This window comes from Mycobacterium sp. RTGN6, assembly GCF_033804605.1.
In the GTDB taxonomy this organism is placed as follows: Bacteria; Actinomycetota; Actinomycetes; order Mycobacteriales; family Mycobacteriaceae; genus Mycobacterium.
Genome location: NZ_JAPZKZ010000009.1, coordinates 218,674 through 245,200, shown reverse-complemented (window position 1 = coordinate 245,200; position 26,527 = coordinate 218,674). Strand labels below are relative to the sequence as shown.

Annotated in this window: 20 protein-coding genes; 9 read left to right on the top strand and 11 right to left on the bottom strand. The window is 68.1% G+C overall.

Annotated features, from left to right (window positions below; all coding sequences use genetic code 11):
- Positions 1–280: 280 nt before the first annotated feature.
- Entirely contained in the window at positions 281–451 is a 171-nt protein-coding gene (locus tag SLQ33_RS22770) for a hypothetical protein (protein WP_319456140.1), read from the top strand.
- A gap of 12 nt (positions 452–463) precedes the next feature.
- Here the strand turns inward: SLQ33_RS22770 and SLQ33_RS22765 are convergent, their stop codons facing one another.
- On the bottom strand, positions 464–691 hold the full coding sequence (locus tag SLQ33_RS22765; protein WP_319456139.1) for a DUF3618 domain-containing protein: 228 nt from the start codon (positions 689–691) through the stop codon (positions 464–466).
- An 82-nt stretch (positions 692–773) separates the two neighbouring features.
- Here SLQ33_RS22765 and bcp point away from each other — a divergent pair, with 82 nt between their 5' ends.
- A complete protein-coding gene (gene bcp, locus SLQ33_RS22760) occupies positions 774–1,247 on the top strand; it encodes a thioredoxin-dependent thiol peroxidase (protein ID WP_319456138.1) in 474 nt (157 codons plus the stop codon).
- On the opposite strand, the gene SLQ33_RS22755 is transcribed toward bcp, so the two are convergent.
- The 4 genes from SLQ33_RS22755 to SLQ33_RS22740 form a co-directional block, all read right to left on the bottom strand.
- Complete coding sequence (locus tag SLQ33_RS22755) at positions 1,244–2,575, bottom strand: dipeptidase (protein ID WP_319456137.1); 1,332 nt, start codon at positions 2,573–2,575, stop codon at positions 1,244–1,246. The genes bcp and SLQ33_RS22755 overlap by 4 nt on opposite strands.
- 102 nt (positions 2,576–2,677) lie before the next feature.
- Positions 2,678–3,073, bottom strand: a complete 396-nt coding sequence (locus tag SLQ33_RS22750) for a holo-ACP synthase (RefSeq protein WP_319456136.1) — start codon at positions 3,071–3,073, stop codon at positions 2,678–2,680.
- A 43-nt stretch (positions 3,074–3,116) separates the two neighbouring features.
- Complete coding sequence (locus SLQ33_RS22745) at positions 3,117–12,359, bottom strand: polyketide synthase (protein WP_319456135.1); 9,243 nt, start codon at positions 12,357–12,359, stop codon at positions 3,117–3,119.
- Between the two features lie 541 nt (positions 12,360–12,900).
- Positions 12,901–13,626, bottom strand: a complete 726-nt coding sequence (locus SLQ33_RS22740; RefSeq protein WP_319456134.1) for a glycoside hydrolase domain-containing protein — start codon at positions 13,624–13,626, stop codon at positions 12,901–12,903.
- Between the two features lie 243 nt (positions 13,627–13,869).
- On the opposite strand from SLQ33_RS22740, the gene SLQ33_RS22735 reads away from it, so the two are divergent.
- The 4 genes from SLQ33_RS22735 to SLQ33_RS22720 are packed head-to-tail and all read left to right on the top strand — an operon-like array spanning position 13,870 to position 17,828.
- The gene (locus SLQ33_RS22735) at positions 13,870–14,958 is read left to right on the top strand and encodes an ABC transporter ATP-binding protein (RefSeq protein WP_319456133.1); all 1,089 of its coding nucleotides are present in this window, start codon (positions 13,870–13,872) and stop codon (positions 14,956–14,958) included.
- Between the two features lie 34 nt (positions 14,959–14,992).
- Positions 14,993–16,180 carry an ABC transporter substrate-binding protein gene (locus tag SLQ33_RS22730; RefSeq protein ID WP_319456132.1) on the top strand — a complete coding sequence of 396 codons (1,188 nt, stop codon included), beginning with the start codon at positions 14,993–14,995 and terminating at the stop codon, positions 16,178–16,180.
- Positions 16,159–17,028 (top strand): ABC transporter permease, encoded by an 870-nt coding sequence (locus tag SLQ33_RS22725; RefSeq protein WP_319456131.1) that lies wholly within the window; start codon positions 16,159–16,161, stop codon positions 17,026–17,028. Before SLQ33_RS22730 ends, SLQ33_RS22725 begins: the two co-directional genes overlap by 22 nt.
- On the top strand, positions 17,028–17,828 hold the full coding sequence (locus SLQ33_RS22720) for an ABC transporter permease (protein WP_319456130.1): 801 nt from the start codon (positions 17,028–17,030) through the stop codon (positions 17,826–17,828). The genes SLQ33_RS22725 and SLQ33_RS22720 overlap by 1 nt, the downstream gene beginning before the upstream one ends.
- On the opposite strand, the gene SLQ33_RS22715 is transcribed toward SLQ33_RS22720, so the two are convergent.
- On the bottom strand, positions 17,825–18,514 hold the full coding sequence (locus tag SLQ33_RS22715; RefSeq protein WP_319456129.1) for a MerR family transcriptional regulator: 690 nt from the start codon (positions 18,512–18,514) through the stop codon (positions 17,825–17,827). The two genes, SLQ33_RS22720 and SLQ33_RS22715, sit on opposite strands and share 4 nt — an antisense overlap.
- A 154-nt stretch (positions 18,515–18,668) precedes the next feature.
- Between SLQ33_RS22715 and SLQ33_RS22710 the strand changes: the two genes are divergently transcribed.
- A complete protein-coding gene (locus tag SLQ33_RS22710; protein ID WP_319456254.1) occupies positions 18,669–19,931 on the top strand; it encodes an MFS transporter in 1,263 nt (420 codons plus the stop codon).
- On the opposite strand, the gene SLQ33_RS22705 is transcribed toward SLQ33_RS22710, so the two are convergent.
- Positions 19,928–21,139 (bottom strand): low temperature requirement protein A, encoded by a 1,212-nt coding sequence (locus SLQ33_RS22705; RefSeq protein ID WP_319456128.1) that lies wholly within the window; start codon positions 21,137–21,139, stop codon positions 19,928–19,930. The two genes, SLQ33_RS22710 and SLQ33_RS22705, sit on opposite strands and share 4 nt — an antisense overlap.
- A gap of 137 nt (positions 21,140–21,276) precedes the next feature.
- Here SLQ33_RS22705 and SLQ33_RS22700 point away from each other — a divergent pair, with 137 nt between their 5' ends.
- Entirely contained in the window at positions 21,277–22,293 is a 1,017-nt protein-coding gene (locus SLQ33_RS22700) for an NAD-dependent epimerase/dehydratase family protein (protein ID WP_319456127.1), read from the top strand.
- A gap of 235 nt (positions 22,294–22,528) precedes the next feature.
- Positions 22,529–23,251 carry an IspD/TarI family cytidylyltransferase gene (locus tag SLQ33_RS22695; protein ID WP_319456126.1) on the top strand — a complete coding sequence of 241 codons (723 nt, stop codon included), beginning with the start codon at positions 22,529–22,531 and terminating at the stop codon, positions 23,249–23,251.
- On the opposite strand, the gene SLQ33_RS22690 is transcribed toward SLQ33_RS22695, so the two are convergent.
- The 4 genes from SLQ33_RS22690 to SLQ33_RS22675 are packed head-to-tail and all read right to left on the bottom strand — an operon-like array spanning position 23,232 to position 26,434.
- Entirely contained in the window at positions 23,232–23,900 is a 669-nt protein-coding gene (locus SLQ33_RS22690; protein WP_319456125.1) for an IspD/TarI family cytidylyltransferase, read from the bottom strand. The two genes, SLQ33_RS22695 and SLQ33_RS22690, sit on opposite strands and share 20 nt — an antisense overlap.
- 26 nt (positions 23,901–23,926) lie before the next feature.
- Entirely contained in the window at positions 23,927–24,931 is a 1,005-nt protein-coding gene (locus SLQ33_RS22685) for a patatin-like phospholipase family protein (RefSeq protein WP_319456124.1), read from the bottom strand.
- A gap of 46 nt (positions 24,932–24,977) precedes the next feature.
- Entirely contained in the window at positions 24,978–25,586 is a 609-nt protein-coding gene (locus SLQ33_RS22680; protein WP_319456123.1) for a hypothetical protein, read from the bottom strand.
- Positions 25,583–26,434, bottom strand: a complete 852-nt coding sequence (locus SLQ33_RS22675) for a hypothetical protein (protein WP_319456122.1) — start codon at positions 26,432–26,434, stop codon at positions 25,583–25,585. The genes SLQ33_RS22680 and SLQ33_RS22675 overlap by 4 nt, the downstream gene beginning before the upstream one ends.
- Between the last annotated feature and the right edge of the window lie 93 nt (positions 26,435–26,527).

Here is a 26,527-nt window from a genome sequence, read left to right as displayed (position 1 = left end):
GGCATTCTGGCCAATCGTGCGAACGTTTCCGACTGACGTTCATGTCAATATTTGGCAAAAACTGTGACAACTTTGCCGACGATGTGCTCGAATCACCTCGAGTGTCAGTATCCGGACGCTGACGTGGAACGGACAAAGCGGTTGCGAACACCTGTGACGTAGCGAACGAATGCGTTTCAAGCAGCGCAAAGGCGGGTAGTATGAGTATGATCTTGTTAGCTACGGGGCACTGAACGGACAACCCGGACGCATGAACAGAAGGGAATCGAGGTCTTAGCTGATGGCGACGGTAAGCGCACCGCGCACCGCAGTCACGTCCAGCATTCACGCTGACGACGAGACCACCACGCAACGCGTTGTGGTCGTCTACAACTGCACCCGCCTCGGCCGCACCGCGAACCCCCCGAGCTTCTCCCTCAGCGACTGGTTCCGATTCGGCCGCAGGCGCTGACGAACGCGCCGCTCAACGGTTCCTGATCCTCCGGAACACCACCACGAGCACCACCGTGCCCAGCCCCGCGAGCGTGATGGCCACGGGAGGCTTCTTGACGAACCGCACCAGGCCCGCCTTCACGTCGTCGGCGATCCTGCTCGGATTTGCTCGCTCGGCCAAGGTGTCGACCGTCGCGGCCAGCTGATCACGCACCGCGTCGATCTCCTGCTTGATGGTGTCGGGATCTCTGTCCGCCACGTCAGCCCCTCCAACTCGCATCGCCGTCTTGCCGCCTACCCTAGAGCAGCCGACTGCACTGGCCGACAGAAGGGACTCCCGCATGCCTCCGACCCCGCGCCTCGAAGTGGGCGACAAAGCGCCCACGTTCGGCCTGTCCGACGCCGACGGCAAGACGGTCAAGCTGTCCGACTTCAAGGGACGCAAGGTCATCGTGTACTTCTATCCCGCCGCATCGACGCCCGGCTGCACCAAGCAGGCGTGTGACTTCCGCGACAGCCTCGCCCAACTCAACGAGGCCGGGCTCGACGTCGTCGGCATCTCCCCCGACAAGCCCGAGAAGCTCGCCAAGTTCCGCGACAACGAGGGGCTGACCTTCCCGCTGCTGTCGGATCCCGACCGCGAGGTGTTGACCGCATGGGGCGCGTTCGGCGAGAAGACCATGTACGGCAAGACCGTTCAGGGCGTCATCCGTTCGACGTTCGTCGTCGACGAGAAGGGCAAGATCGAGGTCGCCCAGTACAACGTCAAGGCCACCGGCCACGTCGCCAAGCTCAGGCGCGACATCTCGGTCTAGGGGCGGCCCAGCGCCTCCAGCAGCAACGCCTCGGCCGTCGCCGCCCGCTCGAGCACGCCGAGGTGCAGGCTCTCGTTGATGCTGTGCGCCTGGGTATTCGGGTCTTCCACTCCGGTCACCAGGATCTTGGCGTCGGGAAACGCCGCCGCGAACTCCGCGATGAACGGGATCGAGCCACCCACGCCCATCTCGACCGGCTCGGCGCCCCAGGCCTGCCGGAATACTGCCCGCGCCGCGTCGTACACCGGGCCGCTCGCGTCGATCGCGTAGGGCTCCCCCAAGTCGCCCGGCGTCACGGTCACCCGTGCGCCCCACGGCGAGTGCTGCTCGAGGTGACGGGTCAGTGCCGCCAGGTGCTCGCCTGCGTCGCCGCCCGGCGCGACGCGCATGCTGACCTTGGCCCGCGCCCGAGGGATCAGCGTGTTGGACGCCGACGCAATGGGTGTGGTGTCGATGCCGATGACGGTGATGGATGGCTTGGCCCAAAGGCGTTGCGCCACTGCGCCGGAGCCGATCTCCGATACCCCGTCGAGCAGGCCGGTATCGCTGCGGACGCGCTCCGGGGAGATGTCGACGTCGGCGGCCGTCGACTCGCGCAGTCCGGCGACCGCCACGTTGCCTTCGTCGTCGTGCAGGCTGGCGAGCAGTCGCACCAACGCGCTCAGTGCATCTGGGACCACACCGCCCCACATCCCCGAGTGCAGCCCGTGATCGAGGGTGGCCACCTCGACGACGCAGTCGGCCAGCCCGCGCAACGAAACCGTCAGCGACGGAATCTCGGTGCTCCAGTTGTCGGAGTCCGCGATCACGATGACGTCGGCGGCGAGCAGGTCGCGGTGCTCGGCGAGTAGCGCACCAAGCGACGGCGACCCGGACTCCTCCTCACCCTCGACGAAGACCGTCACCCCGACCGGCGGCGCACCGTCATGCGCGCGAAACGCCGCTAAATGCGTTGCGATGCCGGCCTTGTCGTCGGCGGTGCCCCGACCGTAGAGTCGTCCGTCGCGCTCGGTGGGTTCGAAGGGTGGCGTCGCCCACTGCCCGGCGTCGCCTTCGGGTTGCACGTCGTGGTGGGCGTACAACAGCACCGTGGGGGCGCCGGGCGGAGCGGGATGTCGTGCGATGACCGCGGGCGCACCGCCCGCGCTCACGGTGCGGATGTCGCCGAAGCCCGCCTCCGCCAACAGCTTCGACACGGCTTCGGCACTGCGGTGTACCTCGTCACGGCGGGCGGGATCGGCCCACACCGACTCGATGCGGACCAGGTCCTCCAAGTCGGCGCGTACCGACGGCAGCACCGCTTGGACACGGGCGACGAGCTCACTCACCCGAACGAGGTTAGTCGCTTTCCGAGGTGCGCGAGCGCGCGCAAACTGCCGGATTCCTGCGGCGTGTCGCCCTCAGACACGCGCGCTCGCCGGGAAACGGGGCTAGCTGCCGGACTCCAGCACCGCCACCGCGGCGGCGGTGTCGCCTTCGTGCGTCAACGAAAGGTGAATGATGACGTCCTTCAAGTGCTCGCCGATGTCGCCCGTGAGCCGGACCCGCGGCCGCCCCCACATGTCGGTCACGATCTCGATGTCGCGGTGAATGCCCTCGGGCAGCATCGGCCGCTTGCTGAACCGCGACCCCGACCACGCCTTGATGACGGCCTCCTTGGCCGCCCACCGCGCCGCGAGGTGCCGCGCCGCCGACGAACTCTTGTCGGCGGCGTCGCGGCGCTCCCCCGGCGTGAACGTCTCGGAGAACACGGTGCCTGGCTGGTCGACCTGCTCCGCGAAGTCCGGAATGGAAACCAGGTCGATGCCTACGCCGACTATGCCCATGGAAGGAAAGCTAGCTCATCCCGATCTTGAGCCGTGCAGGCACTCACCTGGAGTACCAACCGTCCTCGCCCAGCCGCGCGTCCGCATCGAGCAGCATCGCCGCCTCCTGCCGCTTCTCCGGGGCATCGTGGCCGAAGCGCCGGTCCGCCGGCTTCTCGTAGAGCGACGGACCGCCCGCGATGGCCGACGCCAGCCTGCGCTGACCCTCCAGCACGCGGGCGTTGGCCCGGCGCCGGTAGTCCTCGCGCTGCTGGGGATCCAGCGCCGCCAGGAACGCCTGCGGGTGCACCAGCGCGACCAGACCCGACACGTGGCCGAAGCCCAGGCTCGTCACCAGACCGGCCTTCATCGGGAACTTCTCGCCCAAGCGCAGCGTCTCGCGCACCCACACGAAGTGCGACGCGTGCGCCAGTTCGTCGTCGACGCAGTCCAGGCTGCGGTTCGGCGGGATGACCCCGTCGCGGAGCATCTGGCACATGCCCATCATCTGGAACGCCGCCGCGCCACCCTTGCTGTGGCCCGTCAGGCTCTTCTGGCTGACGATGAACAGCGGGTTGCCCTTTGACCGACCCAGTGCCGCCGCGAGCCGCTCGTGCAGCTCGGTCTCGTTGGGATCGTTGGCCAGCGTCGACGTGTCGTGCTTGGAGATCACGGCGATGTCGTCGGCTCCGACGCCGAGCTTGGCCAGCGACTTGGCCAGCTGCGACTGCTTGCCACCGCGGCCCGCACCGAGCGCACCGAGCCCCGGCGCGGGGATCGACGTGTGCACGCCGTCACCGAACGAGGACACGTAGCCGATGACCGACAGCACCGGCAGCCCCATCTCGAGCGCCAGATCGCCGCGAGCCAGCAGCACGGTGCCACCGCCCTGGCCCTCGACGAAGCCCAGCCTGCGCCGGTCGTTGGCGCGGGAGAACTTCGAGTCGCTGATGCCCTTGGCACGCATCATCTCGGTGTCCGCCGTCGCCGACATGTCACCGAAGCCGATGACGGCCTCCAGCGTCAGGTCGTCGTAGCCGCCGGCGACCACGAACTCGGCCTTGCCGAGCCGGATCTTGTCGACGCCCTCCTCGACGGAGACCGCCGCCGTGGCGCACGCGCCGACGGGGTGGATCATCGCGCCGTAGCTTCCGACGTAGCTCTGCACGACGTGGCCCGCGAAGACGTTGGGCAGCACCTCCTGCAGGATGTCGTTCGGCTTGTTCTGGCCGAGCAGGTTGCCGTGGTACATCGTCTGCATCGACGTGAGCCCACCCATGCCGGTGCCCTGCGTGCTGGCCACCAGGCTCGGATGCACCCAGCGCATCAGCTCCGTCGGGGTGAACCCGGACGACAGGAATGCGTCGACGGTCGTGACGAGGTTCCACAGCGCGACCCGGTCGATGGTGCTCGCCATGTCCTGGCTGACGCCGTACACGGTCGGATCGAACCCGGTGGGGATCTGCGCGCCGACGGTCCGCGACAGCTTGACCTTGCGCGGCACCCGGATCTCGGTACCCGCCAGGCGGGTGACCTTCCAGTCGCCACTGTCGGGCACCGGCGAGATGATGGTGTGCTCCTGGTCGAATTGCGCGAACCCGCGGGCGTCGGCCTCCGACGAAACGACGAAGGTGAAGTCCTTTTCCAGGAACACCGAAACCAGCAGCGGTGACGCGTGATCCGGGTCGATTGCCCCATCGCCGACGAACTCGCGGATGCCGACCCGCTCAACGACGGCGTCGTGATACCGCTCGACGAGTTCGCCCTCGTCGATCAGGTCACCGGACTGCGTGTCGTACCAGCCCGGCTTGGGATCGTCCTCCCACTTCACCAGCCCGGTGGTCCAGGCCAGTTCGAGCACGCCTGCCGCGGACAACTCGCCGGCGACCTCCATCTCGAAGCGGGTGCGTGACGAGCCGTACGGACCGAGCTCGGCCCCGCCGACGATCACGACCAGGTCAGCCGGATCTACGTCGAGGTCGGCCCACTCCGGCGGCGGCGCCGAGGCGTAGCCGCGGGGCGGGGACGGCAGCGCGGCGACGGTGCCGAGCTCGTCGGGTTCATCATCGGGGCTCGCCTCGGTCGTCATCTCCTCGCGGGCCTTGGCGGCCAGCTCGGACATGTCGAGGTCGATCTCACCCAACCCGCCGGTGAGGTCGGCTTCGAGCGGCTCGCGCGCCGCGGCGACCTTGGACTCGACGTCGCACAACGCGAGCAGCATCGAGGCCATCTCTTCGGTCGAGTAGGTGGTCACGCCGGCCTCTTCGACCGCGCCGACGATGGCGTCGTTGTGACCCATGAGACCGGTGCCCTTGGTCCAGCCGATCAGGGCGTGCGCCAACGAAACCCGTTGCGCCCACGACGACTCGGCCTTCCAGCGGGCGACGACGGCGTCGAGCGCGGACTTCGACTCGCCGTACGCGCCGTCGCCACCGAACATGCCGCGGTTCGGCGAGCCGGGCAGCACGACGTGCAGACGCGACGCGATGTCGCGCTCCGAACCCAGATGGGACAGCCCGCCGATGAGCCGTTGCACGGCCCACAGCAGCACCTTCATCTCCATCTCGGAGCGCGCGCCCGCCTCGGATAGGTCACCCGCGACGCGCGGCGCCGCGAACGGGAACAGCAGCGTCGGGGTCAGCGCGTCCTTGAGGTGAATCGACTGCGGTCCAAGGCTTTCGGACTGCTCGTTGCCCACCCACGAGACCAGTGCATCGATGTCGGTGTAGGACGCCATGTTGGCGGGCACCACCCACAGCTGGCCGCCGTAGCGGGCGTTGTCGCGGTAGAGCGTGCGGTAGAACGCCAACCGATCGTCGTCCAGCTTGGACGTGGTCGCGATGACGGTGGCGCCACCGGCGAGCAGCTGCGCTGTGACCGACGCCGCGATCGAACCCTTCGAAGCACCGGTGACCACCGCGACTTCGTTTGCGTATCCGCCCTTCTCGGGGTTCTCCGCACCTGCGGCGGCGCGCCCGTACAGCGTGGCGTGGATGTGGCGTCCCGTCGACAGCGCCTTGCCCTGCCACCAGCTGGCCTGGGCGGCTACGACGTGCCCGGCGCCTTCGAAGCGCTCCGAGAGCCGGGCCCAGTCGGTGTCGATGTCACCGTCGTCCAACAGCCACAGCCGCGCGAGGTCCTCGCGAGCACTCGCCCAGCGGTCGTCGAACAGCACCGCCTTGCGGCCGTCGAACGTCGGAGCCACCAAACGCGGCCAATCCGAACCCAATTCGTTGGTGACCAGATCGATGAGGTCGGCGTCGCTGACGGTCTCCTCGACGTTGACCGGCTTGTCGACGCCGAGCTGACCGAGGATCAGTCGCGCGGCGTTGGCGAGCACGCCGTCGCGGCCCGTGACCTGCTCGGCGAACTCGGTGAGCGCGGCGGAGTCCACCACACCGCCCGACGCACCGGCTGCGGACGGCAGCGACACCGAAACGCCCCGGCGGGCGGCGACGGCCAAGACGGCCGCATCGACGACCTTGTCGACAGTGGCAGCGTCCGGCAGCGCGCCGTCGTGCAACCCACCGAGCGCACCACCGCGCACGCTGCTGCCTTCGCGCGTACCCAGCACGACGTCGATGGTCACGTGCTTGACCCAGCCCTCGCCGAGCTCCCACGTCTTCTTGACCCGCTCCGCGATGGCGGCGGGCCGCTTGCCCGACGGGCCGAGCACCGTGCGCAGCTGATCGTTGACGGCATCGGAAAGCACTGGGCCGTAAGGCTTGTACGTGCGAGCCAGCTTGGTCACCTGCGCCTTGAGCCCGGCGAGGTCGGCCTCGGCCGCCCCGTCGATGGCCCCGAGATTCAGCTCCGAACCGAGGTCGACCAGCAGCTGGTTGCGTCGCGAGGACGCACCGTCGGTGATCGATTCGATGGAGTCAAGCGACTCGACCTGGTCGATGCGCATCTTCGCCGACAGCGCGATGAGCGCCAGGGTGGCGTCAGCGGCGTCGAACCCGATGTCGTCGGGACGGGGACCGCCCGACGGCGCCGCGGGAGCCGCCGGGGCGGCGGGCGCGGACTCGGCGGGTGCCGAGGCGGCCGGCGTAGGCGCGGGCTCGGCCGAGTCTTCCTCGAGGTCGGGCTCTGGATCCGTGTCGGTGGCGAACAGCACCGCGGCGTCGCGCTCGGTGTTGAGCACCTCCGTGGTGTTGTGCGAGTACTCCGGCAACTTCAGCGTGTTGGTGGCCAGCCCCGCGACCGTCGGCGCCGACTTCACGCCGATCTCGACGAAGCGCTCGATGCCGAGCCCGCCCGCGGCCTCCTCGATGAAGAGCAGGTCCTGCGTCTCGATCCAGCGCACCGGGCTGGCGAACTGCCAGGCCAACAACTCGATGACGATCTTGCGGCACAGCTCGCGCGGCTTCTCGTTCCGCCACGTGTCGTAGTCGGCGAGGATCTCGTCGAGCGGCTCGGCGGGCACCAGATCCCGGATCTCCTGGATGAATTCGCGGTCCAGAGTGAACGGCTTCGGCACCAGGTTGGGGATGTAGCGACCGATCAGCAGGTTGGGATCGGCGTCGCGTGGCATGACGCGCTCCAGCGACCGGCGGAAGTCGGCCACGCCGACGCGAAGCACCGAGCTGTGGAAGGGCACGTCGATGCCGGGCACCAGAATGAACGAGCGCTTGCCACCCGAGAGCTCACGCAGCTTCTCGACCTCTTCCTCGAGCACCTCGAGTCCGCGGACCGTGCCTGCGATCGCGTACTGCGAGCCGCGCAGGTTGAAGTTGACGATCTGTAGGTACTCGCCAGTGCGCTCGGAGATCTCGGCGACGAACGTCGGGACGTCGGCGTCGTCGAGGTCGATCTGCGAGGGCCGGATCGCGGCCAGCCGGTAGTTGGACCGGCCGTGCTCGTCGCGCGGCACGATGTCGTGCATCTTGCTGCCGCGGTGGAACACCACCTCGAGCAGCGCCTCGAGCTCGTACACGCCGGACACGCACGCGAGCGCGGTGTATTCGCCAACGGAGTGACCACAGGCGATCGCGTCCTCGACGAACGCGCCCTGCTCGCGCATCTCGGCGACCTGGGCGGCGGCCACGGTGGCCATCGCGACCTGAGTGAACTGCGTCAGGTACAGCACGCCCTCGGGGTGCTGGTAGTGCACGCCGCTGGCGATCAGGCTGGTCGGGTTGTCCCTGACCACGTGCAGCACCGAGAAGCCCAGCGTCTCGCGGGTGAACTTGTCGGCGGTGTCCCAGACCTTGCGGGCGGCCTTGGAGCGGGCGCGGACGTCCATGCCCATGCCCTTGGACTGAATGCCCTGGCCCGGGAACGCGTACACCGTCTTCGGTGCCGCAAGCTGCGCGGTCGCCGCCATGACCAACTCGTTGTCGACCTTCGCGGTGACCTCGATGATCTCCGCGCCCCGGTCGATGCCGACCCGGTCGACGCGGAACTCGATGTCGTCACCGGGCAGCACCATGCCGAGGAAGCGGGAGGTCCAGCCGACCAGCGTCGCCGGCGGGGTGGCCTGGCCGTCGGTCGCCGTGACGACGTGCTGCGCCGCGGCCGACAGCCACATGCCGTGCACGATGGGCGATTTCAGGCCGGCGAGCAGCGCGGCGGCTCGATCGGTGTGGATCGGGTTGTGGTCACCGGACACCACTGCGAACGCGCTCATGTCGGTGGGCGCGGTGACGGTGACGTCGCGACGACGGCGGCGCGGCGTGTCGGTGGCGTTGTCAGTGATGGCGCCGCCGGCACGCGGCGGGTCGGAGAGCTCGATCGCGCCGGTGCGGCCGCGGATCGCGAACCGCTCCTCCAGCTTGACGAGCACGGTTCCGTCGGCGTCGGCGATGGTGACGTCGACGGGGATGACGCGGCCGACCTCGGTGTCGACGGCCGCCGAAGCCGTTGCGGTGACCGCCAATTCGGCCTTCGTCTTGGGCATCGGCGCCAGCAGGTGCGCCGCGTGGTCGAGGTGGACCAGGCTCAGCAGACCTTCGACCACCGGGAAACCGGCCTCGGTGACCGCCGAGCCGATGACGGAGAACACCGCGGGCCAGCAGCGCCCGACGAGCGCGTCGGGCACCAGGGTGAGCCCGGGCGCCAGCGAGCCGCCAAAGGTGGCGGTGACGCCGGTGTGGTCGGCGACCTCCTCGGGATCCCACTCAACCGTGACGGTCGTGCTGTCGTCGACGACCTTCGGAAGTGCTTCGGGCCCATCGACGTTCGCAGCAATGGCCAACACGGCGCGCATGGCGGCCGATGCGTCCTCGGTGGTGACGACGGGCATGCCGCCGTCGACGGTGCAGTCGGGCAGCGTGAACCTGATGGCGATCCAGATATCGGACAGCGGCACGTTGAGCGTCACGACGTCACCGGTGAGCTCCAGCCGGGCCCCCGTCGACGGATGTGTCGCAGAACGATTCTCGTTGACCTGCCACTCGGTGGGCTCACCGATGCGGTGCACGGGGTTGATGGCCGTGCGACCCGCCCACAGCACGTCGGGCGAATCGAGCACGACGGCCAGCGGACCGGTCACGTCGGCGCGGGCCTGCCTGCGCGACACCACGGCGACGGGTTCGACGCCACGTGCGACGAGCTCGTCGATCGAGGCCTGCTCGAACCGGTCGAGCAGCTCACCAACGGGCTCGTCGACGCGGGTGATACCCGCGACGGCGGCCGTGCCGGGGATGATGCACACCTGGTCGGCGGTGTAGCGCGCGTCGTGCGCCTGCCACAGCGAGTCGCTGCGCCACCAGCGCCGCACGTCCTTGTCGATGACCGGAACGAAGTTCACCGGCTTGCCCAGCGTCTTGCACAGCGTGACGAAGAACGGGACGTCGGCCGGGTGCAGCTTGATATCCCCCGCGTCGGGGTATCGCGCCAACAGCGCCGCGATCGCGCGATCCGGATCCTCAAGCAGCGCTTCACCTTCGGCGTCGAGCGCGAAGATCGTCTGGATCTGACCGGAGTCCTGCGGATGCAGCCGGGCCTCGGCGCGCTTCAACATCTCCTCGAACCGGTCGCGCCATGTGTCGGCCAGCCACGGGCTGCCCGGCGCTGCGGTGTCGGCCGTGCTGCTGCCGTCACCGATGGCCAACTCGACGTAGCGCTGCAGCCACTGGAGGTAGGTCATGTCGGCGACGTCGCCGAAGTACGGCTTGGCGGTGTCGGCCATCGCGGCGATGATCTCGTCGCGACGATCGGCGACGGCCTCGGCGTCACCGGCCACGTCGTCGAGCAGTCGGCCGCAACGTGACGCCGCATTGTCGATCTCGTGGATGTCGGCGCCGAGCTGGCTGCGCCCGGAGGCCATGCCGCCCTGCGCCTTTCCGGCGCCGACCCAGTAGTCCGTGCCGCTGGTCTCGACGAGCAACTGCTTGACCGCGGGCGAGGTGGTCGACTCGAGGGTCGCCATGGCGGCGGAGCCGACGAGGATGCCGTCGACCGGCATGTCCGGGAATCCGTACTTCCGTGCCCACCGGCCGGACAAGTACTCGGCGGCCTGCTCCGGCGTGCCGATGCCGCCGCCCACGCAGACGGTGATGTTCGTGCACTTGCGCAGCTCGCCGTACGTCGACACGAGCAGGTCGTCGAGGTCCTCCCACGAGTGGTGGCCGCCGGCGCGGCCGCCCTCGATGTGGACGATGACGTCGCGGTCGGGCACCTCGGCGGCGATCTTGATGACCGACTTGATCTGCTCGACGGTGCCCGGCTTGAACACCACGTGGGTGATGCCGATGCCGTTGAGCTCCTCGATCAGGTCGACGGCCTCTTCGAGCTCGGGGATGCCTGCACTGACCACGACGCCGTCGATCGGCGCGCCCGACTGACGGGCCTTCTGCACCAAGCGCTTTCCACCGACCTGCAGCTTCCACAGGTAGGGGTCGAGGAACAGCGTGTTGAACTGCACGGCGCGACCCGGCTCGAGCAGTCGGCTCAGTTCTTCGATGCGCGTTTCGAAGATGGGCTCGGTCACCTGACCGCCGCCCGCGAGCTCGGCCCAGTGCCCGGCGTTGGCCGCCGCCGCGACGATCTTGGCGTCGACGGTGGTGGGCGTCATGCCCGCCAACAGGATCGGCGAGCGTCCGGTCAGGCGGGTGAACTTCGTCGACAGCTTCACCGAACCGTCGGGCAACGTGACCGCCGACGGTGCGTAGCTGGTCCACGGCGGTTGCACCTCGGGCGCGGCGCCGACCGTGAAGAGGTTGCGCTGCCCGGCGCGGGTGGCGGCGGCCACGATGCCAACGCCGAGGCCGCGGATGACGGGCGCGGTGACGCGGGTGATCGTGTCACTCGGCCCGAGGTCGATGATCCAGCGGGCGCCGGACTCGTGCAGCCGCTCGACCTCGCCGACCCAGTCGATCGGCTGCGTGTAGATCGATTCGGTGAACCAGTGCAGCAGTTCGCGGTCGACGCCGAGCTTGCTGCCCCATCCGTCGACGACGGCAACGCCGTCGGCAAGCCGCGGGGTGTGGAAGCCGACCTCGACCTGAACGCCGTGGAACACGGGGCTGAAGACGGCGCCGCCGCGCGACTTGTTCTTGCGCTCGGCCTCTTCCTTCTCGGTGATCTTGCTGCAGTACAGCTCGAACCGGGCCAGCTGCTCGGGCGTTCCGGTGATGACCACCGAGCGCCTGCCGTTGCGGATCGACAGGATGGGCGGCAGCACCGTGCGCACGTCCTGCGAGAAGTCGGCCAGCAGCTCGGCGATGCGATCGGGGTCGGCGTTGGTCACCGAGACCATCGGCGACTTGTCGCCGCGCCCGACCATGCCGCGCCTGCGCGAGATCAGCGAGCCGGCGGCGCCGATGAGCTGCGACATCGCGAGGAGCTCGGCGTCGCGTGCGCCATTGGCCTTCAGCGCCTCGACGGCGATGATGCCCTGCGAGTGGCCTGCCATGGCGACCGGCGGGGTGCCCGCCAGGTCGAGCCCCTGGCGCTTCACGGCGCGAACGGCGGCCATCTGGGTCAGCAGGATGCCGGGACCCGAGATCGCGGCGGTGATCAACTGCTTGGAGGTCGGCAGCGGTTCGTCGGCGGCCAGCGCGCGCACCCACTGCATCGGCTCGAAACCGATCGGACGCACCACGACCAGTTCACGTGCCACCGGCTCGAGCAGGAGCTCGGCCTCACCGACGATCTCGCTGAGCTCGGATTCGATGCCTGCCGAGCTGATGAGCTCCTCGAGGTTCTCCAGCCAGTTGCCACCCTGCCCACCGAAGGCCACCGCGTAGGGCTCGCCCGCATTGAGCAGGTCGACTAGGGCGTGTGCGCTGGTCAGCGAGGCGGGGTTGTCGCCGGACTTCCTGTGCTTGCCGGTGGACACCCTGTCGTGTTCGTTGATCGTCACGTCTTGCCATCTCCTCGTCGCGCGCTAGGCGCATGTCGCTCGTACTCGGGCAGTCGTCCTTACGGTCGGCCCCGGCTCCCCCGGCGGGGTCGTGCGATTCGACGTCGAATCCCGACTGGCTCCCGTCACTCCGGAATACTTCAGGCGTCTCCCATGACTCGGGACGTGGCCGTACTCCCTCGTCGGGAGTCCGGCGGACAGGCCAGCCGCCATAAGGGTGTCATAAGAACCAACCCCATTTTCCGACCCCGAATGGTTACTGGCGAGTTCTACGCTCGGGTAACCACACCGCTGATAACGGCGGCTCGGGCAGGCCCCGTTGTCTTGCGGGACAAACGTCCTGCGTGCGGGTGGTTACGCTTGAGTAGCCACAACCGCCCAGTTCAAGGCAGTATTGTTACCAAATCGTGATGTTAATTTTCAGGCTCTGACGGCGACCTCTCGCGCCATCGGAAAAAGCGACAACCCATACTCCGTTGTCTACCGTTCCGGGCGCCCAGCGACAAATTGTTTGCTGGCCGTTATTACTGATCGGTAAGGTTTAGTCCCACTGGCCAAAGCGTGGCTTCAGGACATAGTTGATGTCGACACCCACACCACCAACGCTGCGCTTGTCGATCTCCACTTGGTGCAGATTCGCGGCCGGGTGGGTGTACCCCTTTGGCGATCCCCAGTTGTGTTGCCAGAAGTACGACCCGAGCCCGTCCTGAAGTGCCCAATCGATGGTCTTGGAGTTGGCGTAAACGCCGACGCGCTGGTGTCCCAGCACGGCCTCCCAGGCCCGCAGATACGGCGCCACCTGCTGTTTGTATTGCTCAGGGGTTGGATCGTCGTCGATCGAGGTGTAGATCGGGGCCCCGTAGGAACCACCCGCGGCGACGTGCAGCGCCCACCCGCGCTTGGCATGTTGGACGCCGGCGGCCTGGCCGCCCAGCCAGTCCGCGCTGTCCTGCTTGCCGAACTGGTAGCAGGAGACGATCTTCAGCCCGTTCTGATAGAGGTCACGCGCCTCGGGCAGCTGGATCGGCTTGCCGAGCATCCACGCCCCGCCCGGGCGACGGTCGGAGACGTACCTGATGGCGCCCGCGGCGCCCGCGGCGCGGATGTCTGCGGCCCGGATGACGCCCGCGGCGTAGTCGAGCAGCACGCCCAGTGGCGCGGCCGATGCCGTCGCGGGGTTCAGCGCCGTCGAGACCAGTCCGCCGAGGCCGACGACGGCGGGCGCCGCAGCGGCGTACTTCAGCACGTCGCGCCGAGAAACCGCCATGAACCACAGAGTATGACAACTGACTCAATATTCTCATCAACGCCACTGGTCACATCTGCATCAAGATTCTCAGGCGTTCCTCGCCGAACGACGATTACCGTCACGCTTTTCGCAAAAAACCGTGGCGGTAATCGTCGTTCGGCGCGAGGGGGGCGGGCTGCGAATCCCGTCGGCTTGGACCCGATCGACTCACGGAATCCGCGATGAAGCTGCGACACCACCGAGGAATTCATAGGATCAGCCATGCCCTTCGGAACGAGCAGCCCGTCGAGCATGCGGGAAGCGGTCGACCCGGCCGCCGTCCCGCAAATTGAACTCGTTGGGCTGCGGAAGGTCTTCACTGAGCGGGGCGGCGACGTCGTCGCAGTCGTCGGCGCCGACCTGACCGTCCGCGACGGCGAACTCTTCGCCATCCTTGGGCCATCGGGCTCCGGCAAGACCACGGTGCTGCGCATGATCGCCGGGTTCGAGCAGCCCACCGCCGGCACCATCCGCCTCGGCGGCGCGGACGTCACCGGCTTGCCCGCGCGCCTGCGCGACGTCAACACCGTGTTCCAGGAGTACGCGCTCTTCCCCCACATGACCGTCGCGCAGAACGTCGAGTACGGCATGCGGGTGCGCGGCGTCGCAAAGGCCGAACGGCGCCGCCGCACGTCCGACGCGCTCGACATGGTGCGGCTCGCGGACCAGGCGGCGCGCCGGCCCGCGCAGCTGTCGGGCGGCCAGCGCCAGCGCGTCGCGCTGGCCCGCGCACTCGTCGGCCGGCCGCGCGTGCTGCTGCTCGACGAGCCGCTCGGCGCCCTCGACCTCAAGCTGCGCGAACAGATGCAGTTGGAGCTCAAGGAGATTCAACGCGAAGTCGGCATCACGTTCGTCATCGTCACCCACGACCAGGACGAGGCGCTGACATTGTGCGACCGACTCGCGGTGTTCAACGCGGGCCGCATCGAGCAGATCGGCTGTGCCCGCGACGTCTACGAGCACCCAGTCAACCGCTTCGTCGCCGACTTCGTCGGCACGTCCAACGTGCTCGACGGTGACGCCGCCACGACACTCGTCGGACGACCGGGCCCGCTGGCCGTGCGGCCGGAACGGATCGCGGTGCTCGCGCCGGGCGGGTCGGTCGACGCGGGCACGCACTCCGTGGAGGCGACGGTGAGCGAGGTGATCTACGGGGGCCCCACCACGCGCGTCGCCGCCGTCGCCGCGCCAGGCGTCACGCTCATCGCCACGGTGCTGAACTCCAGTGCCGCCCTACCCGCCGACCTGGGCCACGGCAGCCCGGTCACCCTGGCCTGGCCGGATACCGCCGTGCACGACCTCTCGAACTGAAAACCCTTCGCCCCTCACGAGATTGGAGCACCCCATGAAGTCAACTGTGCTGCGGCTGGGATTCACCCTGGCCGCCTGTGCGGCACTCGTCGTCGCCTGTTCGAGTTCACAGAACGGCGGGGGCGGCGAGGCGCCGCCGAAGCTGGAGCCGCTCGGCGCGCTCGGCAACGGCGAGGGCGAGCTCAACCTCATCGCGTGGGCGGGCTACGCCGAGAACGGCTCCAACGATCCGGCGGTCGACTGGGTCACGCCGTTCGAGAAGGAGTCCGGCTGCAAGGTCAACGTGAAGGTCGGAAACACGTCCGACGAAATGGTTCAGCTCATGCGGACGGGCCAGTACGACGGAGTGTCGGCGTCTGGCGATGCGTCGTTGCGACTGATCTACGCGGGCGACGTGGCCCCGGTGAACACCTCTCTGGTACCCAACTATTCGACCATCACGCCCTTCCTCAAGGACCGGCCGTGGAACTCCGTCGACGGCCAGATGTACGGCATCCCGCACGGGTGGGGCGCAAACCTGTTGATGTACAACATCGCCGACGTCACCGACGCTCCCGACTCATGGAGTGCGGTGTTCACCGACGCGGGCAAGTACAAGGGCAAGGTGACGGCCTACGACTCCCCGATCTACATCGCCGACGCGGCCCTGTACCTCTCGAAGACGAAGCCGGAGTTGGGCATCAAGGATCCGTACTCGCTGACGTCGGAACAACTCGACGCCGCAGTCGAACTGCTCAAGGCGCAGAAGGAGAACGTCGGCGAGTACTGGTCGGACTACACCAAGGCCGTTCAGGCCTTCGAGTCGGGCACCTCGGTGATCGGCACGACGTGGCAGGTGATAGCCAATCTCATCGGCACCGACAACAAGGTTCAGGTCAACACCGTGCTCCCGAAGGAGGGCGCAACGGGTTGGTCGGACACGTGGATGGTCTCGTCGAAGGCCGCCCACCCCAACTGCATGTACAAGTGGATGGACTGGATCACCTCACCGGAGGTCAACGCCCAAGTCGCCGAATACTTCGGCGAGGCACCGGCGCAGAGCAAGGCGTGTGACCACACGACGGAGAAGGACTTCTGCGAGATCTACCACGCGACCGACGAGAAGTTCGCCGCGCAGATCCACTACTGGACCACGCCGCAGAAGCAGTGTGTCGACGGTAGCGGGGACAACTGCACGGCCTACGACGAGTGGGTCGACAAATGGCAGCAGATCAAGGGTTGACGCTGGCCGCGTCGACCTCACTGACGGTCAGGCGCAGGGCGGCGCTGGCATTCCTGCTGGTGCCGCCCATGGCCTGGCTAGCGGTAGCCTACCTGGGTTCGCTTGCCGTACTGCTGGTTTCGGCGTTCTGGACCAGGAATGCGTTCACCGGGGCCGTCGTGCGGACGTTCACCGGCGACAACATCGTCCGCGTGCTCACCGACGAGGTGTTCCGGGCGGTCACCCTGCGCACCGTGGGCGTCGCGCTGTTGGTCACGGTGTGCTGCATAGTGCTCGCCGTTCCCTTGGGGCTCTACATGGCCAAGGTCGCGTCACCGCGGATGCGCCTGGTGCTGGTGGTGGCGGTGACGACGCCGTTGTGGGCGAGCTATCTGGTCAAGGCGTACGCGTGGCGGATGCTGCTGTCCCCTGAGGGGCCGCTGGCCTGGGGCACCGGGTACACGCCGGGTTACGGCCTTACGGCGACGGTGATCACCCTGACCTACCTGTGGCTGCCCTACATGATCATCCCGGTGTTCGCGGCGTTCGAACGCGTCCCCGACTCACTCATCGACGCCAGCTCCGACCTCGGGGCGTCCGACGCATCGACGTTGCGGATGGTCATGGCGCCGTTGGTGTTTCCCGGCATCGTGGCGGGGTCGATCTTCACGTTCTCGCTGTCGCTCGGCGACTACATCGCCGTACAGATCGTCGGCGGCACCACGCAGCTGCTTGGCAACGTCATCTACGGCCAGCTCGTCACCGCCAACAACCAGCCGCTGGCCGCCGCGCTGTCGCTGATCCCGCTCACCGCGATAGTCCTGTACCTGCTCGCCATGCGCCGCACCGGCGCGTTGGAGAACGTCTGATGCTGTCCGCTGGCGCGCGTCGCACGTTCAAGGCGTGGACCGTGATGGTGCTGGTGTTCCTCTATGCGCCACTACTTCTCGTCGTGATCAACGCCTTCAACACCTCGCGGACGTTCGCCTTTCCACCGAGCGGCTTCACGCTGCACTGGTGGTCCGACGCCTGGAACAGCACCGGCATGTGGACGTCGCTGGGCAACTCGGTGGTGGTGGGACTCGGCGCTACCGCGCTCGCGCTCGTACTCGGCACCATGGCGGCATTTGCGGTGCAGCGCTACGAGTTCTTCGGGCGCAACACCGTGAGCTTCCTCGTCGTGCTGCCGATCACGCTGCCTGGCATCGTCACCGGCATCGCGCTCAACGCCACGTTCACGTCGGCGCTCGGGATCACCCTCGGGCTGGCCACCGTCATCGTCGGCCACGCCACGTTCTGCGTCGTGATCGTGTTCAACAACACCCAGGCCCGGTTGCGCCGGCTGGGCACCAACCTCGAGGACGCCTCCGCCGACCTCGGTGCAACGTCGTGGCAGACCTTCCGGTACGTGACCTTCCCGATGATGCGGGGCGCGTTGGTGGCTGGGGCGATCCTGGCGTTCGCGTTGAGCTTCGACGAGATCGTGGTCACCACCTTCACCGCCGGTCCCGCCGTGCAGACGCTGCCGATCTGGATCTTCGGAAACCTGTTCCGCCCCAACCAGGCTCCGGTGATCAACGTCGTGGCGGCTGCGCTCACCGTCGTGGCGATCATTCCGGTGTGGCTGGCCCAGCGCTTCGGCGGCGACCCCGCGACCACCCGCATCTAGCGGGTGTAGTCGGCCACCGCCGTCGCCAGCCGCCGCGCAAGCCCGTCGGCGAGCTTGTCTGCGACCACGCGACTTGCCAGCACGCGGCAGTCGGCGACCATGCGCTGAAGCTCGGCAATGTCCTCCGGACGAGGTACGTAGTTCGGACCGAATCGTTCGACCACGCTGCGCTCCCACACGTCGACGACGGCGGTCGCAACCGCGTCAAGCGCCTCGGCGGTACCGTCGGCGATGCCAAGGATCATGCGGACGTACGCCGTCTGATCGGCGGCCTGGCCGACGAGTTGCGCTATCCGGGGGTCGATGAGCCACAGCCTGCCGTCGACGACCTCGGCCAGTCCGTCAGCGATGAGTCGGCGGGCCTCGTCGCAGTCCTGCTCGACGTCGAGGGCGACCGGTTCGGCGGGCTCTCGGCGGCCGAAGATCGCCTGCTGCAGTCCGAGGATGTCCGCGAGGTCGTGTCCTTGGCGCGCGGCGGCGAAGAACTCGGCGATGTGCGCGGTGGTGAAGCCCCTCCGCAACAACTCGCTGATCGTGCGGAGCTGCGACAGGTGGCGGTCGCCGTAGACGGCCGACCTTCCCTCTCGACGCGGCGCATCGAGCAGTCCGCGTTCGCGGTACGCCCGAATGTTGCGGACACTGACCCCGGAGCGGTCTGCGAGCGCCTCCAGCCGATATTCAGCCAACGCGACAGCGCCCCAAGGCCACGGTCAGACCACTGACGACCGGCCCTCCGCAACGGAGCATGGACACACTGTAGCCCGCGTCCGTTGTTTGCGAGAATCGAATGCCGGCGTAAGAATTGGCGCTCAGACCCGTCAATAAGCAAGCATGAGTCAAGTGCGTGCGTGGATCGTCTGGGCGACCGGACTCTTGGCCTACATCGTCGCCGTGCTCGACCGCACCACGCTGGGCGTGTCCGGCCTGAACGCCGCCGACCGCTTCGCGGCCAGCCCCAGCGTGCTGTCGACGTTCGTGGTTCTGCAGGTGATCGTGTACGCCGCCGCGCAGGTACCGGCCGGGATCCTGCTCGACCGGTTCGGTTCGCGGGTCCTGATCGTGTCCGGTGCCGCGTTGATGGCGACCGGCCAGTTGGCGCTGGCACTCACCACGTCGCTGCCGTTGGCCATCGGGGCGCGCGCGGTGGTCGGGCTCGGCGACGCCGTCACGTTCATCTCGGTGCTGCGTCTGGTGCCGCACTGGTTTGCCCCACGACGCGTGCCGCTTCTCACCCAGCTCACCGGCATCTGCGGGCAGCTCGGCCAGGTGTTGTCGGCCGTCCCGTTCCTCGCGCTGCTCACCGGGACGACATGGGCCACCGCGTACGTGTCGGTCGCCGCGTTCGGAGCACTGGCGATGGTGCTCGCGTTCGCGATGGTCAAGGACACCCCGCGGGGTCGGGTCGTCGAACGCGAGACGATGTCGGTGCGGACCATGCTGCGCAGCGTCAAGACGGTGTGGCTACGGCCCGGCACCCGGTTGGGCTTCTTCACCCACATGGGCACGCAGTTCTCCGTCACCGTCTTCGCCCTGATGTGGGGCGTGCCGTATCTGACGGTCGCGCAAGGGCTGTCGACGACAGTCACGGGTGCGCTGCTGACCGCGTCGGTCGTCGCCGCCATCTCGTCGGGGATCGTGATCGGCATCGCCACCGGCCGCTACCCGAAGCGGCGGTCGCGCATCGTGTTGGCGATCATCGCGAGCAACGCATTGGCTTGGACGGTGGTGCTGGCGCTGCCCGAACGGGCACCACTGTGGCTGCTGGTCGTACTGATCGTGGTGATCTCGGTCGGCGGGCCCGGCTCGATGGTGGGTTTCGACTTCGCCCGCACGTTCAACCCGAGTGCCACATTGGGCACCGCGCAGGGCATGGTCAACATGGGCGGGTTCATCGCCTCACTGCTGGTGATGCAAGCCATGGGCCTGATCCTCGGCGCGATGGGCGGGTACTCGTTCGAGTCCTTCCGGCTCGCGTGGACCGTGCAATACGCGGTGTGGGTGCTCGCCGTGATCGGCATCCTGATCACCCGTCACAAGGCCCGCAGGCTGATGCGGGCCGAGGAGGAACGCGCTCTGCTGGAGGGTTTCGACTCCCGTTCCTAGCCGTCGGCCAGGCTGGCGGCGATCGCTGCATCGGCGTGCCGGTGCCCGAGCACTTCGAATCCCACCACGCTGACCATGGGCGCCAGCGTGGTGACCAGCAGGCAGACCGCGAGCGATACGCCCGCGAGCGCCATCAGCGCGGCCGCCAGCAGGACCGCGCCCGTGAGCACCATCAGCAGCAGGTGAAACCAATCCCAGGTGCGCAAGAGATACGCGTACAACGCATAGACCAGGACGATGAACACTGCGACGGGGATCACCACCGACAGCAGCGTGCCCACCTCGCCGAGCTCGGAATGGTGCTCGACGAAATACGCAGCGGTGTGCAGCCCAGCGCCGGTGGCCACGATCGCACCGAACACCGCGATGTGCGAGTAGCCGAACACGAACGACCGCTCGGGGTGGACGTGCAGCACGTCGGCGGCGGGCACCACGAAGTACACCCACCACATGCCGAAGGTGAGGCCGGTCCCGGCCACCGCGAGCACGATCGCATCGGTGGTCCAGCCGTGTTCGCCCACCACCGCCGACAACGAGGCGACGGTGCCGACGACGCCCTCGCCGAGCGCGATGATCGCGAGCAGTCCGAAGCGTTCGGCGATGTGGTGGGGGTGCCACGGCGTGCCACTCCTGCGCCGCTCGGCCAGCCACGGGCCGGCCAGCTCGGCCAGAGCTAGCAGCCCCCAGATCGTCAGCGAGACGAGGAGCGACGCGTGCAGGAAGATCGTGCCGATCCAGCCGACCTGAACGACGGAGATGACCGTCGCGTAGGCCAGGCAGGCCGACCGATGCGCGGGATCCTGCTTGGCGGCACGTAACCACTGCCCCACCAACGCGATTCGCATCACCACGTACCCGGCCACCAGCACGCTGTTGTCCACGTGCTCGCCGTGCTCGATGGAGGCGAAGAACTGCGGCAACCCCAACGCGAGGATCAGCACGCCGACCATCTGGACCATCGTCATCAGGCGGTAGATCCAGTCGTCGGTGTCGTACGCCGACGCGAACCACGTGAAGTTGATCCACGCCCAACAGACCGCGAAGGTCGCGAACGGGAAGGCCGTCAATCCGGCGGCGACGTGCCCCTCGGCGAGCATGTGCGCGAACTCCGATGCCGCAATGCCGAAGGCGATCACGAACGTCAGGTCGAACAGCAGTTCCAGCGGTGTCGCCACGCGGTGTTGCTCGTGGGGATCGCGGCCGGCCATGCGGCGCAGGCGGTGGGCACTCGAAGCCACAGACACTGCGGGCGCTGGGTGATTCTCGGGCTGATTCACGGACGCGGAGACCTTTCTCGACGGCGGTGACCGTACCGGGTCGGGAGTCCACCCGCTACATTCACGCCATGGCGGGTCCGAAGAAGTTGGTGATCGGTGCGAGCGGCTTTTTGGGTTCGCACGTGACGCGGCAACTGGTCGAGCGGGGCGACGACGTCCGCGTGCTGCTGCGCCGGACGAGTTCCACCGCGGCCATCGACGACCTCGACGTCGAACGGCACTACGGCGACGTCTTCGACGATGCGGCACTGCGCTCCGCCATGACGGACGTCGACGACGTCTTCCATTGCGTCGTGGACGCTCGGGCGTGGCTACGCGATCCGGCGCCGCTGTTCCGCACCAACGTCGAGGGGCTGCGGCATGTGCTGGATGCGGCCGTCGAGGCGGACCTTCGCCGGTTCGTGTTCACCAGCAGCATCGCCACCATCGGGATACCTGCCGACGATCGTGCCGCCACCGAGGACGACGCGTTCAACTGGGCAGACAAGAGCGGCAGCTACATTCAGTCGCGGGTGGCCGCGGAGCAGCTCGTCCTCTCCTACGCCCGCGAGCGGGGGCTTCCCGCCGTCGCGATGTGCATTTCGAACACCTACGGTCCTGGCGACTGGCAGCCGACGCCGCACGGCAAGCTGATCGCGTTGGCAGCCGCGGGCAGGTTGCCGTTCTACGTCAAGGGCTGGGTCGGCGAGGTGGTCGGCATCGAGGACGCCGCGACGGCGATGCTCCTCGCGGCCGAGAAGGGCCGCGACGGTGAGCGGTACATCGTCTCCGAGCGGGTCATGTCGGCCCGCGAGCTGTACGAGCTCGCCGCCGAGGCCGCCGCGGTGAAACCGCCGCGCCTTCCCGTGCCGCTGTGGGTGATGTACCTCGCGGCGTCCGCGGGTGACGCGATTAGCGCTGTGCTTCGGCGGGACAGCGTCTTGTCGCGGACGAGCGTGCGGCTGATGCACACCATGCCTGCGTTGGACCACGGCAAGGCCGAGCGCGAACTGGGCTGGCAACCCGAACCCGTACAGGACTCGCTTCGCCGCGCCGTCGCGTTCTACTCGACCCGACGCCGGCGACGGACCCCCGAAGACGAGTAGTCCACTACGCGTGTGCCCAGCGAGCGCGGGTTCGACGATCGAGTCATGACGTACCAACAGCGCAAGGCACGGGCATGAGCGCCCTGCTGGTGGCCGGCCTGACGGCTGCGGTGGCGGCGCTCGTCGCACTCGCCGTCTACGAACTGCAGATCCGACTGGAGCAGTGGGACCAGCACAAGCACGCCGAGGACTGACCGGCCAGGATCGGCCGTCAGCGCACGCTAGTTTGGACGGCATGCGCGCGACCTCGAAGCCGACGACGGTCGGCGTCGTGCTCGCGGCGGGCATGGGTACCCGGGTCGGCGCCGACGGCAACAAGGCCTACCTGCAGTTGGCGGGTCGCAGCATGGTGTCGTGGTCGGTCGACGCGGTGACGCTCACACCGGGTATCGACCGCACCGTGCTGGTGTTCCGGCGCGGCGAACGCGAGCTCGTCACGCGTACCATCGCCACCGAACTCCCCTCTGCCGCGGTTGAATTCGTCGAGGGTGGCGACACCAGGCACGGTTCGGAGTGGAACGTGCTGCGATATCTGGCGGATGACGTCGACTCCGGCTCGATCGACATCGTGCTGATTCACGACGCCGCGCGCCCGCTTGCCGGACCCGACATGATGGGCGTCGCGCTATCGGTGGCGCGCGAATTCGGCGGCGCCATTCCGGTGGCGCCCGCGCACGATCCGGTGCGCATCGCGACGGACGGAATCACCGCCGCGGGCCCGCTGGTGCGGGTCCAGACCCCGCAGGCGTTTCGAGCCAAGGCGCTGCTCGACGCCTACCGCCGGGCCGATGGCGAGGGCTTCGAGGGCACCGACACGTCGTCGTGCGTCGAACGGTTCGCCGAGCTCGACGTGCACGTGTTCGCAGGACCGACGACGAACCTCAAGGTGACGTACGCACCCGACGTACTCGTCGCCGCCCGGTTGCTGCACGATCGACTCAGCGACGACTCGCGATGATCGCCTCGAGCAGCGCGGCATCGTCGGGCAGGCTGAACCGCACCGCATCGGCGTGACCGTCGACCGTCGCGATCGGCAGCCCCGCCGCTATCGCACCATCGAGCTCGTCGGCGGCGCCGCCGGCAACGAGTTCACTCAGCGTCGAGGACGCGAAGCCGCGGGGGTACTGGACGGTCAGTAGCGTCGCCCGATCCACCGTCGCCACCACCACACCGCGTCCGTCGACGGCCTTGACGCTGTCGGTCATGGGAACCACCGGGACGACGATGCCGTGCCCCGCTGCCAACCCGGCGATGACGCGGCCGGCCACCTCGCCGGGCACCAGCGGATAGCGGACGTCGTGCACCAGGATCGGGGTCGACGAAAGCGCTTCGGGGGCAAGCTGTTCGAGCCCGGTCGCGATGGCGTCGGCGCGGCTACCGGTGACCGGAAGCGCACACACCACGACCTCCGGCGAGGTGTGCTCGGCCAGCACGTCGCGGACCTGCGGGACGAACGGCTCGGCGACCACCACCACCACACGGGCTGCAACCAGCCCGTCGAGCAGCGCCCGCACGGCGCGCGCGACCGGCGGCTCCCCCGCGATCGGCACGCAGGCCGCCGCGGGTTCCGCCGCCATCGGCAGCGGCACGATCGCCCCAGGTTCCATCGGCGAGCCAGGGTATCCGACGCCGGTCAGCGGAAGCGCCGCAAGTAGTCGGCCCAGTCCCAGGTAGCGAGGAACTCCCGCCCCGCGGAGTAGCCCTTCGCGTAGAGCGCTTCGACGTCGGCATCGGAGATGTCGAAGTCGAGGAACCCGACGTCGGTGGAGTCGACGCGGATGGTGCGCGCACTGACCCACGGCTGGTTGAGGTAGGCCTGATCGCGGCCGACCAGGACCGTGGTGATGACGTCTTCCAGCACGTGCGAAGGGCCAAAGGGACGGAGCAGGTCCAGCACCGGGATCACCTTGTCGTTGCCCTGCGGCAGATTCGGCATCACCGTCACGCCAAAGCTCGGCCAGCGCGGCCGCTTTCCGTCGTGGCGGTCCAGCGAGTCGATCGGGAAGTTGGAGAGCAGCCCGCCGTCCATCAGCGTCGACGTCAGTCCGGCCGCACTCGTCAGACTCACCGGGCGAAAGAAGAACGGAATCGACATCGAAGCGCGCACCGCGTCCGCGACCGACTGCTCGTCGGGATCCAGGCCGTAGACGCGGCGGTAATCCCATGGCAGTCGGACGAGTTGGCCCGTCGTGACGTCGGCGACCGTCACCACCAGCCGGTAGCGCTGCTCGGGCGGAAGGTCTGGGTCGTCGACGGCGAGGTCACCGAACGTGGTGACGCCGAGGCCGGCCAACTGATCGCGCACCCAGTCCCGCGCGTAGTCGCCCCGGTAGATTCCGTTGCCGCGCACCAGGGCCAGCGACGGGCCGAGCACCGGGATGCGTTCGAGCGTGCCTGGGTCGGTGAACTTTCGGTAGTCCAGTTGCAGCGCAAGGTCTTTGACCTGCGCCCCCGACAGCTGGCCCGCCTGCGCCGCGGCCGCAACGACTGCCCCGACGATCGAGCCCGCCGACGTACCCGACACCCGTTGCGGGGCGTACCCGGCATCCAGCAGTGCCACGACGGCACCGACCAGTCCGACACCCTTGACGCCGCCGCCGGACAGCACCAGGTCGGCGCGCTTGGCTGTTCTTGGCATGGGCTCGATTCTGCGGCCTCGGCGCCGACGCGTGGCGCGTCTGGCGCTAGACCGGGTCGAAGGCCGAAATGAGCCAGTCGTTGCCGACCTTGGTGAGCCCCACCTTCACGCTGCTCGCGGTGAAGGAACCGTCGGGGTTTTCCTTGCTCGTCGTCGTCTGGTTGATGAACAGCAGCACCTCGGCCGACGTCGGCGCAAGCTGCGCCATCGCCGAGCGCACGACCGCTGCAGACGTCTTGACGGCCTTCTGCTTGGCGGCGGGCGTCACGATCTCGGCGGTGAACTGCGTGTAGTAGTTCAGGAAGTCGCCGGTCAGGTGCGTCTTTGCGTTGGCGAAGTCCTTGTCAAGGGTCTCCGGGGCATACGACAGCAGAGCGACGGTTCCGTCCGACGCGGACTGGATCACGTGTGTCTTCATCGCGTCGCCGGTCGCCAGGTCGGAACGGTACTGCGCCAGGTAGACCCACGTCGTCGCCCCTGCTGAGGCGAGCAGCACGATCGCCAGCACCAGTGGCACCAGAACGCGTCGCAGCAGTCCCCTCGGTTGCGGGGTTTCGGCGGCTGAGTCGGCGTCGTCGGTGGCGCCGGTCTCGTCGGCCGCCTCGTCGGAGGTGTCCTCGACGTCGGTCACGTCGGCTTCCTTGTCTGCGCTCACGGTACGAACTCGACTTTCGCCAATTTGAGCTGGTCACCGTCTCGGGTGACGTCCACGCTGAGTCGCCACGAGCGCGGCTCCTGGGTCTTGCTGGCAGCGTTGGACACCCGGGTGACGACGGCCACCAGGACGGTGGCGGTGTCCTTGGTCATCGACTGAACGGCCACGGCGTTGACGGTGGCCTCGGTGACCACCTTCGACGCTTGGGCCACCTGGACGAATTCCTGGGCCGAGTTCTCGAAGTCCTTCTTGAAGTCACCGGTCGTGTTGTCGAGGATGCGCTTCACGTCTTCCTCGGCCTTGTTGAAGTCCAGGGACATCAACGTCACCACGCTCTGGCGCGCGGCCGCAGCGAACTCCGCGGACTGCCGCTGCTGCGCCTCGACGTTGCGGTGATGCCAGTACATCGACCCGCCGAGCCCGAGCAGCCCGAGCGACGCCACGATGACCAACGCCGCCGCGCCAACCTTCAGCAGGAGTTGCCTACTCGGCCGGCGACGACTCCGTGCGGGCTTCTCGGCCGCTTCGTCGACGTCGTCGTCCTCGTCTTCGTCGGCATCCACGGCCTTGGTTTCGTCGGCCACGGACGGCTCGTCGAGCTCGATCGCCGACGACTCCGGCTCTGCGGTGGTGGCCGCCGATGCTGCGGTGGCCGCCTCTCGACGCAGCCGGATGGCTCGCGCCCGCGCGCGTGCCGCCGCGACGACCGCCTCGGCCTCCGCAGCCTCGGCCTCGGCCTCTTCGGCCGCGGCGAGGGCATCGTCGGCGCTGGTCACTCGATCGACCTCCTTGGACAGGTCGTCGGGTTCGCCGTTGAGCACCGACGAGGTGCGCTTGCGAGGCGGCACGCGCCCTCCTGTCCTATCCGTGAACGTGGAACACAATGAGAATGACGTTTTCAATTTTAGGTATCGCCCCGACGATACCCCATCGTCCGACCA